This window comes from Virgibacillus ainsalahensis (assembly GCF_055380755.1).
This window is the reverse complement of the sequence record NZ_AP043943.1, coordinates 1998769-2014329: the sequence shown is the minus strand read 5'-3', so window position 1 is coordinate 2014329 and position 15561 is coordinate 1998769. Positions and strand designations below refer to the sequence as shown.

At 38.5% G+C, this 15561-nt stretch carries 14 protein-coding genes; all 14 read left to right on the top strand.

Annotation, left to right across the window (positions count from 1 at the left end):
* Positions 1-85: 85 nt before the first annotated feature.
* On the top strand, positions 86-1900 hold the full coding sequence (lepA, locus tag ACZ427_RS09810) for a translation elongation factor 4 (protein ID WP_461177573.1): 1815 nt from the start codon (positions 86-88) through the stop codon (positions 1898-1900).
* Between the two features lie 142 nt (positions 1901-2042).
* Complete coding sequence (gene hemW / locus ACZ427_RS09805; RefSeq protein WP_461177574.1) at positions 2043-3227, top strand: radical SAM family heme chaperone HemW; 1185 nt, start codon at positions 2043-2045, stop codon at positions 3225-3227.
* Between the two features lie 57 nt (positions 3228-3284).
* A complete protein-coding gene (hrcA, locus tag ACZ427_RS09800) occupies positions 3285-4316 on the top strand; it encodes a heat-inducible transcriptional repressor HrcA (protein WP_461177575.1) in 1032 nt (343 codons plus the stop codon).
* 118 nt (positions 4317-4434) lie between these two features.
* Positions 4435-5010: a nucleotide exchange factor GrpE gene (grpE, locus tag ACZ427_RS09795; RefSeq protein ID WP_461177576.1), complete on the top strand. Its 576-nt coding sequence runs from the start codon at positions 4435-4437 to the stop codon at positions 5008-5010.
* Between the two features lie 32 nt (positions 5011-5042).
* Positions 5043-6878, top strand: a complete 1836-nt coding sequence (dnaK, locus tag ACZ427_RS09790; RefSeq protein ID WP_461177577.1) for a molecular chaperone DnaK — start codon at positions 5043-5045, stop codon at positions 6876-6878.
* 279 nt (positions 6879-7157) lie between these two features.
* Positions 7158-8270: a molecular chaperone DnaJ gene (gene dnaJ / locus ACZ427_RS09785; RefSeq protein WP_461177578.1), complete on the top strand. Its 1113-nt coding sequence runs from the start codon at positions 7158-7160 to the stop codon at positions 8268-8270.
* A 67-nt stretch (positions 8271-8337) separates the two neighbouring features.
* On the top strand, positions 8338-9282 hold the full coding sequence (gene prmA / locus ACZ427_RS09780; RefSeq protein ID WP_461177579.1) for a 50S ribosomal protein L11 methyltransferase: 945 nt from the start codon (positions 8338-8340) through the stop codon (positions 9280-9282).
* A 23-nt stretch (positions 9283-9305) separates the two neighbouring features.
* Entirely contained in the window at positions 9306-10064 is a 759-nt protein-coding gene (locus ACZ427_RS09775; protein WP_461177580.1) for a 16S rRNA (uracil(1498)-N(3))-methyltransferase, read from the top strand.
* A complete protein-coding gene (gene mtaB / locus ACZ427_RS09770; RefSeq protein WP_461177581.1) occupies positions 10064-11416 on the top strand; it encodes a tRNA (N(6)-L-threonylcarbamoyladenosine(37)-C(2))-methylthiotransferase MtaB in 1353 nt (450 codons plus the stop codon). Before ACZ427_RS09775 ends, mtaB begins: the two co-directional genes overlap by 1 nt.
* Before the next feature lie 156 nt (positions 11417-11572).
* Complete coding sequence (gene deoC, locus ACZ427_RS09765; RefSeq protein ID WP_461177582.1) at positions 11573-12244, top strand: deoxyribose-phosphate aldolase; 672 nt, start codon at positions 11573-11575, stop codon at positions 12242-12244.
* A 131-nt stretch (positions 12245-12375) separates the two neighbouring features.
* Positions 12376-12552, top strand: coding sequence for a 30S ribosomal protein S21 (gene rpsU / locus ACZ427_RS09760; RefSeq protein ID WP_019377991.1), 177 nt, complete (start codon positions 12376-12378; stop codon positions 12550-12552).
* 15 nt (positions 12553-12567) lie between these two features.
* Positions 12568-13014 carry a GatB/YqeY domain-containing protein gene (locus ACZ427_RS09755; RefSeq protein ID WP_461177583.1) on the top strand — a complete coding sequence of 149 codons (447 nt, stop codon included), beginning with the start codon at positions 12568-12570 and terminating at the stop codon, positions 13012-13014.
* A gap of 173 nt (positions 13015-13187) precedes the next feature.
* Positions 13188-14516, top strand: a complete 1329-nt coding sequence (locus ACZ427_RS09750; RefSeq protein WP_461177584.1) for an NfeD family protein — start codon at positions 13188-13190, stop codon at positions 14514-14516.
* A 34-nt stretch (positions 14517-14550) separates the two neighbouring features.
* Entirely contained in the window at positions 14551-15543 is a 993-nt protein-coding gene (gene floA, locus ACZ427_RS09745) for a flotillin-like protein FloA (RefSeq protein ID WP_461177585.1), read from the top strand.
* Positions 15544-15561: the final 18 nt, after the last annotated feature.

Below are 15561 nucleotides of genomic sequence, written 5' to 3'. Positions count from 1 at the left end.
GAGGTCTAGCTGCCGGTTACATATGGGATAAATTTAATACTTTTATCTGATCGAGATAAAAGTGATGTAGGAGTGAACATCACGGATGACGAAAAAACAAAGAAATGTACGTAACTTTTCGATTATAGCCCATATTGATCACGGTAAATCAACGCTGGCTGATCGAATTTTAGAAAATACGAAATCATTGACACAAAGAGAAATGAAGGAACAATTTCTTGATTCGATGGATTTGGAACGCGAAAGAGGAATCACCATAAAGTTAAATGCGGTACAGCTTCAATATATAAACAAAAATGGTGAGGAATTCATTTTTCATCTAATAGATACTCCTGGCCACGTGGATTTTACATATGAAGTTTCCAGAAGTCTTGCTGCTTGTGAAGGTGCGATTCTGGTGGTGGATGCAGCTCAGGGGATTGAAGCGCAAACTCTGGCAAATCTGTACCTCGCGCTTGATAATGAATTGGAAATCATTCCAGTTATTAATAAAGTTGACCTGCCAAGTGCGGATCCTGAACGGGTCACGCAGGAATTGGTGGATGTAATCGGTATAGATGAAGAGGATGTCATTCTGGCATCAGCCAAATCAAATATTGGAATAGAAGATATACTGGAGCGTGTTACACAGGAAATCCCAGAACCCGAGGGTAGTGCAGATGAACCATTAAAAGCGCTTATTTTCGATTCAATATATGATTCGTATCGAGGAGTTATCGCTTATATTTGTATTAAAGAGGGATCTGTTAAAGTCGGGGATAAGATTAAAATGATGGCAACAGGAAAAGAATTTGAGGTTAATGAAATTGGGGTCTTTACACCGCAGCAAGTTAATAAAGATGAGTTAACTGTAGGGGATGTCGGCTATTTAACAGCTTCCATAAAAAATGTATCAGAATCCCGCGTTGGAGATACGATCACACATGTAAATAAACCAGCTGAAACACCGTTACCAGGCTACCGCAAGCTCAATCCGATGGTATTTTGCGGTTTATATCCGACTGATTCCAATGATTACAACTCTCTAAGGGACGCATTGGAAAGATTGGAATTAAATGACTCAGCCCTCCAATATGAACCGGAAACTTCCCAGGCATTAGGCTTCGGTTTCCGTTGTGGATTTTTGGGATTACTGCATATGGAAATTATTCAGGAGAGAATCGAAAGAGAATTTAATATTGGTTTAATTACGACTGCTCCAAGTGTAATTTATGAAGTGGAGAAGACAGATGGAGAAATTATAACGGTTGACAATCCATCCATTATGCCGGATCCTCAGGTCATTGAGGAAGTCAGTGAACCATTTGTGAAAGCAACTATTATGGTTCCGAATGATTATGTTGGGGCTGTCATGGAAATTGCCCAGAAAAAGCGCGGAGAATTTGTTGATATGCAATACTTGGATGATATTCGCGTGAATGTTGTCTATCATATTCCATTAGGTGAAATTGTTTACGACTTTTTTGACCAATTAAAATCAAATACAAAGGGATACGCTTCATTTGATTATGAAATGATCGGACACAGACCATCAAAACTGGTGAAAATGGATATCCTGTTAAATTCGGAAACAATCGATGCTCTCTCATTTATTATTCACAGAGACTTTGCATACGAACGTGGAAAACAAATTGTTGATAAACTGAAAGATCTTATTCCAAGACAACAATTTGAAGTACCCGTACAAGCCGCAATCGGCAATAAAATTGTTGCACGGTCCACCATTAAAGCAATACGAAAAGATGTAACTGCCAAATTATATGGTGGAGACATCTCGCGTAAACGAAAACTGCTGGAGAAACAAAAAGAGGGTAAAAAACGTATGAAAATGGTTGGTTCTGTGGAAGTGCCTCAAGAAGCTTTTATGGCCGTATTAGAAATGAATGATGATAATAATTAATGGCTAAAGGGAGAACTTGGATGCATTGGTTTGCTACCCCGGTTTTCCTTTTTCCTTTTGCCCAAAAAAGTGAAATTGTCTACAAGGCTGGCGTTAGTAAAGGACACTGGCCAAATTTTGCAATCAATAGGAGTGAATCATTTTGAATCCAGTACAATCCGTTTATATTCACATCCCATTCTGCCAGCAGCTATGTCAATATTGTGACTTTGTGAAGTTTTACTATAATGAAAAAGCGGCAACTGAATATATAGAAGCATTGGCCCATGAAATAAATATGAATATTAACGGAAAGAAAAATAAAATAAGAACTATTTTTATTGGTGGAGGAACACCAACAGCACTGAATAAGGAGCAGTTACGGTCATTATTCCAAATTATCCACGAAAAATTTGATGTTTCAAATGTTGAAGAGTTTTCTATCGAGGTTAATCCTGGTGATTTGGATATGGAAAAAACCAAATTGCTTCAAGCTTTTGGAATTAATAGAATTTCGTTTGGCGTACAGGTAATGGACGATAAGATGCTGAAGAGACTAGGCAGATTACATAGGGTAAGTGATGTTTACGAAACAGTAGATTTACTAAACAAGCATAATTTTACGAATATAAGTCTCGACTTGATTTATGCACTGCCACATCAGACCGTTGAACAATTTAAAAAATCACTTGATGAAGCTGTTTCATTTAATTTGCCACATTATTCGACCTACGCATTACAGATTGAACCCAAAACGGTTTTCTATCAGAAACATAAAAAAGGAAAATTGCACCGTCCTGCTGAGGATGATGAAGTGCAAATGTATGAAATTTTAAGGAAAACAATGCAGGGAAATGGACAGCGTCAATATGAAATTAGTAATTTCGCAAAACCGGGGTTTGAAAGTAAGCATAATTTAACGTATTGGGGTAACGAATACTATTATGGATTTGGCGCTGGTGCCCATGCTTATCTCCCTGGAAAGCGCATAGCCAATATTCGTCCATTACCTGAATATATGAAAAAGGCAATGGATAGTGGAAAACCGATATTACAGGTTGATGAAATCAGTTTAAAAGAAAGAATTGAAGAAGAAATGTTTTTAGGTTTACGGAGAATAGACGGGATAGATAAAGGAAGTTTTGAGCAAAAATTCGGAATCCTACCTGAAAAGCTGTATAAGTACCCAATAGCTGACTTGACTCACAGAGGTTTGCTTGAAGAGAATAGTCAAAACCTTCGTCTGACAGACAAAGGTTTGCTGCTGGCCAACAGGGTGTTTCAGGAATTCCTTTTGGAGAAATCTGATCTGGAGAACGTCATAATTGACAAAGAAATAAGGATTTGATAATTTATTAATAGCATTAGCACTCGTTGAAGCTGAGTGCTAACAGAGGTGATTATCATGTTGACTGAAAGGCAATTATTGATCCTGAAAGTGATTATTGATGATTTCATCGAGTCGGCGCATCCGGTTGGCTCACGTGCTATTTCAAAAAAAGATAATATACCTTATAGTGCTGCTACAATCAGAAACGAGATGGCAGATTTGGAAGATATGGGTTTTTTGGAGAAAACACATTCATCTTCAGGACGTATACCTTCAGAAAAAGGGTATAGATATTATGTCGATCATTTAATTGTACCACTTTCCGTAAAGGATAATGTAAATGTCATCGGAAGCTTTATTCAGGATGGTTTCTTTGAATTTGAGCAGTTGGTGCAAATGTCGGCTGAGGTTCTATCAGAACTGACAAATTACACTTCTATCATTTTGGGACCTGAGCTATTTGAAACAAAATTAAAGCAAATACAAATCGTTACATTATCACCAAACTCTGCTGTTGCTATTCTAATCACAAATACGGGGCATGTAGAGCATCGTTCTTTTTCTATTCCTGCAGAAATGAATCCTTCAGATTTGGAAAAAATGGTTAATATTTTAAATGACCGGCTGTATGGTGTGTCTATTCTAAAATTACCAGAAATGTTTAATACGGAAATCGCATCATTGATGAAGACGTATCTCAGTGAGTATGATAAATCTTATGATTATTTAAAAGCAGCTTTTTTTAATGAGTATCCCGTTAAAATGTATATTGGCGGCAGATCAAACATTTTAATGCAGCCTGAATTCAACGACGTGGATAAAATACGGTCTTTTTATTCCATGATGGAGAAGGAAGAAGAGATAGCAAATCTGCTCAAACGGACAAATACTGGAATTAACGTGACGATAGGTAATGAGAATCAGGTTGATGCAATTAAAGACTTCAGTCTCATCACATCATCCTATCAGTTGGGTGATGGCCAGATGGGAACAATAGCGTTACTTGGACCAACAAGGATGGAGTACAGAAAAGTTATTACATTATTAAATGCATTATCAAATGAAATGACAGAAGCATTATATAAATGGTATAAAAACAATGATTGATAAAATATATCCAGATAATGCTTTAGAAGAACCTGCAGGTATTTTAATACAATGTTTTAATTTATCTGTAATTCATGATATATTCTTATATGGTTATTTTAAATGGGAGGTGTAACAAGTGGAAGAACAAGGTAATAAAACAGCTGCTGAAGAAGAACAACTCAGAAAAGATGAAGCTGAAAATATCGAAGTGATTGATTCAGAAGAAAAAGACATTCCAACTGAAGAAAGTAATATAGATTCAGTTCAGAAAGAAATGGAAGCATTAAAACAGGAAAAAACAGAAACTCATGAGCGGTTGCTTCGACTACAAGCAGAGTATGATAACTTTAAAAAACGGTCACAGAAAGAGAAGGAAGCCGACCGTAAGTATAAATCCCAAGATCTGGTTAATGAATTATTGCCAGCAATGGATAATTTTGAACGAGCATTACAGGTGGAAACAACGGATGCTAACTCCGGCCTGGTTGAAGGGATTACAATGGTCTATAAGCAAGTTCAGGACGCATTGAAATCTCAAGGTGTGGAAGTCATTGAAACAGATGGCAAGGAATTTGACCCAAATCTCCATCACGCGGTTATGCAAATTGAAGATGAGGGGTACGAATCAAATATAATCGTGGAAGAGTTGCAAAAAGGGTATATGCTAAAAGATAGAGTAGTCAGGCCAGCAATGGTAAAAGTAAATAAATAATTTTTTTGAGCTGTTAAGGAGGAAATAATAAAATGAGTAAAATTATCGGAATTGACTTAGGAACAACAAATTCATGTGTTTCTGTAATGGAGGGTGGAGAATCGGTTGTTATTCCTAACCCTGAAGGAAACCGTACAACTCCTTCCGTTGTAGCCTTTAAAAATGGAGAACGACAAGTAGGGGAAGTTGCAAAGCGTCAGGCAATTACAAACCCGAATACAATCCAGTCCGTTAAGCGTCACATGGGAACAGATTACAAAGTTAAAATTGAAGATAAGGATTACACCCCTCAGGAAGTATCAGCAATCATCCTGCAGCATATTAAGTCATATGCGGAAGACTATATTGGGGAAAAAGTTGAGAAAGCTGTTATTACAGTTCCGGCTTATTTTAATGATGCTGAGCGCCAAGCTACAAAAGATGCTGGTAAAATAGCGGGTCTTGAAGTAGAACGTATCATAAACGAACCAACAGCTGCAGCATTAGCATATGGGATTGATAAAGATGATCAGGATCAAACAATCCTTGTATACGACTTGGGTGGCGGTACATTTGATGTTTCTATCTTAGATATTGGAGATGGAACTTTTGAAGTTGTTTCCACAGCGGGTGATAATCGTCTTGGCGGTGACGACTTTGATGAAGTTATTATCGATCATATGGTAAAAGAATTTAGAAAGGAAAACGGTATTGACTTATCAAAAGATAAAATGGCTACACAGCGTTTGAAAGATGCTGCTGAGAAAGCAAAGAAAGATCTTTCCGGTGTATCCCAGACTCAAATTTCATTACCGTTTATTACAGCAGGTGAAGCAGGACCATTGCATTTGGAAATGAACCTTACACGGGCGAAGTTTGAAGAATTGTCTTCTGATTTAGTAGAACGTACAATGGTTCCTACTCGTAAAGCATTATCTGATGCTGATTTAGCTGCAAATGAAATCAATAAAGTTATTCTGGTTGGTGGTTCAACACGTATTCCTGCTGTACAGGAAGCAATCAAAAAGACAATTGGTCAGGATCCTTCAAAAGGTGTTAACCCGGATGAAGTTGTAGCGCTTGGTGCGGCAATCCAGGCCGGTGTTCTTCAAGGTGATGTAAAAGACGTCGTATTACTTGATGTAACACCACTATCTCTAGGAATCGAAACGATGGGATCTGTAACTACGAAGTTGATTGAACGCAATACGACAATCCCAACAAGTCATTCACAGGTATTCTCAACAGCTGCAGATAACCAAACAGCGGTTGATATTCATGTGCTTCAGGGTGAGCGTGAAATGGCTGCAGATAACAAAACGCTTGGTCGTTTCCAATTAGCAGATATACCACCGGCTCCAAGAGGCGTACCACAAATCGAAGTTTCTTTTGATATTGATGCAAATGGTATTGTGAATGTTCGTGCAAAAGATATGGGAACAAATAAAGAGCAATCCATTACAATCAAATCCTCCTCAGGACTATCTGATGAAGAAATTGATCAAATGGTACAAGATGCAGAAGAAAATGCTGAAGCTGATAAACAACGCCGTGAAGAAATCGAATTACGTAATGAAGCTGATCAACTGATTTTCACCACGGATAAAACAATTAAAGATCTTGATGATAAAGTTTCAGATGAAGAAAAACAAAAAGCTGAAGCTGCTAAAGAAGAGTTGCAAAACGCTATCGAAGCTGATGATCTGGATCAAATCAAAGAGAAGAAAGAAAAGCTGCAGGAAGAAGTACAACAGCTTTCTGTTAAACTTTATGAACAAATGGCACAAGATGCAGAAGCACAGCAAGGTCAGCAAGAGGGACAAGACAGTGATGAAGATGTCGTCGATGCAGACTACAAAGAAGTAGACGACGAAGAAGATAAAAAATAATAGATACCAAACAAAAAGTCAAAGTCAGGATTCTCTTGACTTTGACTTTTTTAGCAGTTAAGAAAGCATAAAACTTTCTTAACTGTATAAGTGTGGGCTTCGGCTTTTGCCACAAAGGGTTTTGCAAAAGTCAAGTTTCTAAGGAATAAGAGTATAAACTTTTTTGGAATGGAGATGCCCTCAATGACAAAGCTTTATGACTGAGGGCTTATTTGCCTCCAGGGATAAGATGATGATAAGATGAAAATTATGCAGTAGTGTAGGGAGAGTGATCTACAAGTGAGTAAGCGTGATTATTATGATGTGCTTGGTATCGAAAAGGGCGCATCGAAAGACGAAATTAAGAAATCATATCGTAAATTAGCAAGAAAGTATCACCCTGATGTGAATAAAGAAGAGGATGCAGCAGATAAATTTAAAGAAGCAAAAGAAGCCTATGAAGTATTGAGCAATGAACAGAAACGGGCTCAATATGATCAATTTGGTCATGCAGCTACAGATGGCCAAGGGTTTGGCGGTGCTGGAGCTCAAGATTTTGGCGGATTTGGCGATATTTTTGATATGTTCTTTGGCGGCGGCCGACGTCGTGACCCAAATGCTCCGCAACAGGGAGCTGATCTGCAATATACAATGACACTGGATTTTGAAGAAGCCATTTTCGGAAAAGAAACAGATATCAGCATTCCAAAAGAGGAAAATTGTGAAACATGTAACGGATCTGGGGCAAAACCGGGAACAAAGCCAAAAACGTGTACACATTGTAACGGATCCGGACAATTAAATACAGAACAGAATACACCTTTTGGCCGAGTGGTTAACCGAAGAGTATGTCATCATTGCGGAGGATCAGGTAAATTTATTGAGGATAAATGTACGACTTGCCGGGGAGCAGGTAAAGTGAAAAAGAATAAGAGTATTCACATTACAATTCCTGCAGGCATTGATGAAGGACAGCAAATTCGTGTAGCTGGCAAAGGAGAAGCTGGCGTAAATGGCGGACCTCCAGGGGATTTATTTGTAGTAATTCAAGTAAGACCCCACGATTTCTTTGAGCGGGAAGGAGATCATATCTACTGTGAAATACCTTTAAATTATGCGCAGGCTGCATTAGGTGATGAAGTAGAAGTGCCTACCGTTCATGGAAAAATAATGCTGAAGATACCCGCCGGAACACAATCAGGTAAAATCTTCCGGATGAAAGGAAAAGGTGCTCCAAACGTTCGTGGTTATGGTCATGGGGACCAACATATCATTGTAAAAGTATTAACCCCTACTAAATTAACAGACCGGCAAAAAGAATTGCTGCGTGAATTTAATGAAATTGGCGGTAATGAATCAACGAATGAACAGGATAGCTCGATATTCCAAAAGTTTAAAAATGCATTTAAATAACAATTAGCGATGTTGACTGCAACATCGCTTACATAAATAGAGTTTCAAAAAGGTGTGGTTGGCTGGAATGAAATGGTCAGAAATATGTATTCATACAACAAATGAAGCAATTGAACCAATTTCTAACATATTGCATGAAACGGGTGCGAGTGGACTTGTGATTGAAGACCCAATGGATTTAATGAAAGAAAGAGACACGTTTTTTGGTGAAGTCTATGAGCTTAACCCTGAAGACTACCCGAAAGAGGGTGTTTATATAAAAGCGTACCTCCCTATGAACAGTTTTTTGGGTGAAACCGTCGAAGAAATAAAGTTGGCCATTAATAATCTGATTATCTATGATATAGATATAGGGAAAAATGATGTCACATTGAGTGAAGTTCATGAAGAAGAATGGGCGACTGCCTGGAAGAAATATTATAAGCCGGTTAAAATATCAAAGAAAATTACAATCATACCAACATGGGAGGAGTATACTCCTGTTGATACAGATGAAATTATTATTGAACTTGATCCAGGGATGGCATTCGGGACAGGAACACACCCTACAACTGTATTAAGTATACAGGCCTTGGAACAGCATTTAAAGAAGGATGATGTTGTTATAGATGTCGGGTCCGGTTCTGGTGTTTTAAGCATTGCTTCATCATTACTTGGTGCAGCACAAGTTCTTGCTTTTGACCTGGATGATGTTGCTGTGAAAAGTACGATGATGAATGCTGAACTGAACAATATGGATAAACAAATTACAGCGAAACAAAATAATTTACTTGACCATGTAGACACTAGAGCCAATGTTATTGTTTCAAATATTTTAGCAGAAATTATCATCCGGTTTGTAGAAGATGCATGGAATAATCTTGTTGAGGGCGGTCTGTTTATTACTTCTGGGATTATCCAAAATAAGAAGCAAATGGTAAAAGATAAATTGGAGAATCAGGGATTCCAGATCATAGAATTGAATGAGATGGAAGACTGGATTTCCATCATCGCAAAAAAAGTAAGTAAATAAAGATTTAAAAGTGGGTGTATGCTTTGCAACGTTATTTTGTACCTGAAAGCAACTGGATGAATACGGAAGTTGTTATCACGGGGGATGATGTACACCATATCGGTCGAGTAATACGACATAAAGCTGGAGATAAAATTATCTGTAATAAACCAAATGGACAAGCTGCCGTCTGTGAAATCATTTCTGTTGATCAGGAGCAGGTATTGGCAGTGATACAGGAATGGCTCGATGAGACGGCTGAACTGCCGGTGAATATTACGATTGCCCAAGGTTTACCTAAAGGAGATAAGTTTGATTTGATTCTACAAAAAGGTACGGAACTTGGTGCTCATTCGTTTATACCATTTCAAGCGGAGCGTTCTGTGGTTGTTTGGGATAATAAAAAAAAGGAAAAAAAGGCGAAGCGTTTTCAAAAGATTGTCAAAGAAGCAAGTGAACAAAGCCACCGCAATAAAATACCAGAGGTTAAAGCACCTATGCCGCTTGATGAATTAATAAAAGAAAGCACTGGTTACGATGTGAAGATGTTTGCTTATGAAGAAGAGGCAAAAACCAAAGATCATCAGTCGTTTGCTTCGATTGTTAATACCCTTGAAGTTGGAGCAAGTTTATTAGTCTGCATTGGACCAGAGGGAGGATTTTCCCAGAAGGAAGCAGAAAAGTTGAAGCAGAACGGATTTTACGCTGTGCGGCTCGGCCCCAGAATTTTGCGTACGGAGACAGCATCATTATATGTTTTAGCAAGTATTTCCTACCATTTTGAAGAATTGAGGTGTAATTGATGCCAACAGTAGCATTCCACACGTTAGGTTGTAAAGTAAATCATTATGAAACAGAAGGTATTTGGAGGATGTTTAAGGACAGTGGATACGAACGGGTTGATTTTGATCATGATTCTGATGTATATGTCATTAATACATGTACCGTAACGAATACCGGAGACAAAAAGAGCAGGCAAACGATTCGGCGTGCGATCCGCAAAAACCCTGATGGAATTGTTTGTGTTACAGGATGCTATGCACAAACTTCTCCAGGGGAGATAATGGAAATCCCTGGCGTTGATATTGTAGTCGGAACGCAGGATCGTAAAAAAATGGTGGAATATATTGAGGAACACCAAAAAACAAGAAAACCAATCAATGGTGTAACAAATATTATGAAAAACCGGGTGTTTGAAGAAATGGATGTTCCGGAATTCACTGATCGAACGCGAGCCTCATTAAAAATTCAAGAAGGTTGTAATAATTTCTGTACATTTTGTATTATTCCTTGGTCGCGTGGACTATTGCGTTCAAGAGATCCTGAAAATGTTGTTGCACAAGCGCAAAAATTGGTTGATGCCGGTTATAAAGAAATTGTTTTAACGGGCATTCATACAGCTGGATATGGAGAAGATATGAATGATTATAATTTCGCCATGCTTTTGAACGATCTAGAAACAAAAGTGAGTGGATTGAAACGTATCAGGATATCATCGATTGAAGCCAGTCAAATAACAGATGAAGTTATTGAAGCGCTTGATAATTCCAGTAAAATTGTCCGACACTTGCATATCCCATTACAGTCCGGTTCGGATACAGTGCTTGCCAGAATGAGGAGGAAATACTCCACGGAATACTATAAGGGAAAAGTGGAAAAAATTCGTAAAGCTTTACCAGATTTGGCCATCACTTCTGATGTTATTGTAGGATTTCCTGGAGAAACGGAAGAAGAATTTATGGAAACATATAATTTCATTAAAGAGGTCGGTTACTCTGAGTTGCATGTTTTTCCATTCTCCCGTCGTACTGGAACGCCGGCAGCAAGGATGAAAGATCAGGTTGATGAAGAACTGAAAAATGAACGGGTACAACAGATGATTAATTTATCTGATCAACTCGCAAAAGAATATGCTTCAAGGTACGAGGATGAGGTACTTGAAGTGATTCCGGAAGAAAGCGTACAGGATGAAAATAATCCTTCCCTTTTGGTCGGCTATACAGATAACTATTTAAAAGTGCAATTTGAAGGAAATCAGGATATGATTGGCAAAATTGTACGTGTAAAGATTAAAAAGTCTGGTTATCCTTATAATGAAGGAATATTTGTCCGTGTGATGGAAAACCCAACACATTCAATGATTGAAGCGAATTGATTTCACTCCCAGTCGTTTGGCTGGGTTTATTTTTTTAATTCATTAGTGAAACTTAAAATATATCGGAGAATATACCCAAAGCTAAATTAGATTTTTTATTTTAATTATGCTATGATAATCAGAGGTACGTACAACTAAATTGGGAGGCCAAGTAAAATGAGCAAAAATTTAGCTAAATATATAGATCATACACAATTAAAACCTGAAACCACAAAAGAAAAAATCAAACAAATCGTGGATGAAGCAAGAGAATATGATTTTGCTTCTGTTTGTGTTAACCCATATTGGGTTCCATATTGCTATGAAAATTTAAAAGATACTTCCGTAAAAGTCTGTACTGTTATTGGATTCCCTTTGGGAGCTACATCATCAGAAACAAAAGTTTTTGAAACGAAACAAGCAATAAAAGATGGTGCAACGGAAGTGGACATGGTAATTAATGTTGGTGAACTGAAGTCCAATAATGATGAAGTTGTCAAATCGGATATTGAAGCGGTGGTAAACGCTGCTGAAGGAAAAGCATTAACCAAAGTCATTATAGAAACATCGCTGTTGTCAAATGATGAAAAAGTACGTGCATGTAAATTGGCAAAAGAGGCTGGGGCTGACTACGTAAAAACCTCAACTGGTTTTTCCGGTGGTGGAGCAACAGTTGAAGATGTTAAATTAATGCGTGAAACAGTCGGAAGTGAAATGGGGGTAAAAGCTTCCGGAGGTGTCCGGGATCTTGAAACAACCAAAGCAATGATTGATGCTGGTGCAACGAGAATCGGTGCAAGTGCCGGAATTGATATTGTGAGTGGCAATAAAGGTACTTCTGATTATTGATTAAAATTTTATTAGCATGTAATATTCTGTTGACCTAAAAGATAGAATATATTATACTTTATAAAGGCATATGATAGTTTATATATGCTTGTATACTTTGAGTTTTGTGCTTCGGAGGGAGGGAAATTAGCATGTCAAATACAACTCGCGTTCGTAAAAACGAGTCTCTTGAGGATGCTCTTCGTCGCTTTAAGCGTAGTGTGTCAAAAAGTGGAACACTACAAGAATATCGTAAGCGTGAACACTATGAAAAACCAAGCGTTAGACGTAAAAAGAAATCGGAAGCTGCTAGAAAGCGTAAATTTTAAAGAGGGTTGGAGAGCATGACATTACTAGAACAGCTGAATCAAGACATGAAGCAGGCAATGAAGAATAAAGATAAAGACAAACTGAAAGTAATTCGAATGTTAAAAGCTTCATTACAAAATGAATCGATTAAGCTCGGTAATGGTACACTTTCGGAAGATGAAGAGTTAACTATTTTATCCAGAGAGCTAAAACAAAGGAAAGATTCCCTCCAAGAATTTGAATCAGCTGGACGCGACGATTTAGTTAAAGAGCTTGAGTCTGAAATTAATATTTTACAAGTATATATGCCGGAACAGCTTTCTAATGAAGAGTTGGAAGCAATTGTTCAGCAGACGATTCAGGAAGTAAATGCAACTTCCAAAAAAGATATGGGTAAAGTAATGAGCGCTGTCATGCCTAAGGTTAAAGGAAGGGCAGATGGTTCTCAGATAAATAAACTCGTACAAAAACAATTAAGTTAATTTCCAAGAGGTCCTTGTCATATATTTTGTCAAGGGCCTTTTTAATGTGGAGTTAACATAGAAAGAAGTGCATTAGACGGCTACATTGTGATAGTATTTAATTAGAATAAAATGAAACCCATTAACTGCTATTTACGTATGTAAAGATGACAGTATGAGGGAGGTGACTAATTTTGCCGGGGAAAAGATGGACAATATACATATTTTTATTATTGGCAGTCCTTCTTTTCACACTGCCAATCAGTGATGACCCTGCTAAAGCAAATGATGGGGCAGGAGAATTAGTGTATGTTATTCCAATTGAAGAAGAGGTGGAACGAGGGTTGGAAGCCTTCTTATCACGTACAACCGAAGAAGCGATTGCTGAAGGGGCCGGCCGCATCATTTTTGAAATCGATACCCCTGGCGGGAGAGTGGATTCTGCAGGACAGATTGCAACAATGATTCAGGAACTGGAAATCCCCACTACCTCTTTTGTTGTTAATCAGGCATTGTCAGCTGGTTCGTATATTGCTTTAAATACAGATAATATTTATATGAGTCCACAAGCTACAATGGGGGCAAGCGGAATAATAACCCAGGATGGAAATGCGGCTGATGATAAAGCACGCTCTGCATGGCTTGCAGCTATGAGAAGTGCCGCCGAATCCCAAGGAAGAGATCCGCTTTATGCAGCAGCAATGGCAGACCCCGATATAGACCTTCCCGAATATGGTGCACCTGAGGGAGAATATTTGACATTAGGTCCTTCAGAAGCGGTTGAAGTGGAGTATGCCGAGGGAGTCATGGACAATCGTGAAGAACTTTTAAATGAGCTGGAGCTGACCAACGCAAGCGTTATTGAAACGGAAACTACTTTGGCTGAAGAAGTTGCAAGATTTTTGACGAATCCTGTTGTGATTCCAATCCTTCTTTCTTTGGCGAGTATTGGTCTGGTCGTAGAGATATTCTCTCCAGGATTTGGCATTGCTGGTATAATGGGACTGATTTCCCTGATATTATTCTTCTATGGTCATATTGTTGCTGGACTGGCCGGCATGGAAGCAGTTGTATTGATCATACTGGGTGTTGCACTGGTTATAGCTGAATTTTTTGTGCCTGGTGGGATTCTCGGCCTACTTGGTGTAGGGGCGATCATTGGAGCATTGTTTATGTCTGGCTATGATTTGGGGCAGATGTCAATGAGTATAGGGATCGCTTTATTAATAGCAATCATTGTTGCAGTGATTCTCTTCAGAAGGATAGGTCTGGACAAAGGGGTTTTCCGGCATGTTATTCTAAGAGACAGTACAGCAACGGAATCAGGTTATGTATCTTCTGTTAACCGTCTCGAATTAATTGGAATGGAGGGTGTTTCAGTAACTCCTCTACGACCAGCAGGTTCAGGTGTTTTTGAAGGTGAACGGTTGGATGTTGTATCAGAAGGCAATTTCATCGAGAATGATAAGCAATTAAAAATTGTGAAAGTTGAAGGATCTCGTATTGTTGTTAGAGAAATCTAATATATAATAATTAAAAAAACAGGAGGAATTTCGTATGGAACTATCAGAACTTATGCCGCTGATTATTATTGCGGTCATCTTGATTGCTGTAGCAATCTTATTTACTTTTATACCGGTCGCACTTTGGATTAGTGCACTGGCAGCAGGTGTCAAAGTCAGTATTTTCACCTTAATTGGGATGCGTTTACGTCGTGTTGTGCCAAATCGTGTAATCAATCCATTGATTAAAGCACACAAGGCCGGCTTAACTGTCAAAATCAATCAGCTGGAGAGCCACTACCTTGCCGGTGGTAATGTAGATAGAGTTGTTAATGCGTTAATTGCTGCACACAGAGCAAATATTGAATTGCCATTTGAACGAGGTGCTGCAATTGATTTGGCAGGACGTGACGTGCTTGAAGCGGTACAGATGAGTGTAAATCCTGAAGTTATTGAAACACCGTTTATTGCAGGTATCGCGATGGATGGGATTGAAGTAAAGGCAAAAGCAAGAATTACAGTTCGTGCAAATATTGACCGTCTAGTCGGTGGGGCTGGTGAAGAAACAATCATCGCTCGTGTTGGTGAAGGTGTTGTAAGTACAATCGGTAGTTCGGATACACACGCAAGAGTTTTGGAAAATCCGGATACGATTTCTCAAACTGTCCTGAGCAAAGGGCTGGATTCAGGAACAGCATTTGAAATTCTGTCCATTGATATTGCAGATGTTGACATTGGTAAAAACATCGGTGCGATTCTACAAACTGATCAGGCAGAGGCTGATAAAAACATTGCTCAGGCTAAAGCAGAAGAGCGTCGTGCAATGGCTGTTGCCCAAGAACAGGAAATGGTTGCCCGTACACAGGAAATGCGTGCAAAAGTTGTGGAAGCAGAAGCAGATGTACCACTTGCACTCGCAGAAGCATTACGTTCTGGAAATTTAGGTGTTATGGATTATATGAGTTATAAAAATATTGATGCTGATACCGATATGCGTGATTCAATTGGTAAATTATCAGAAGAAAATAATGAAGACAATGATAAATAAGGCGATATAGCTTGTTAA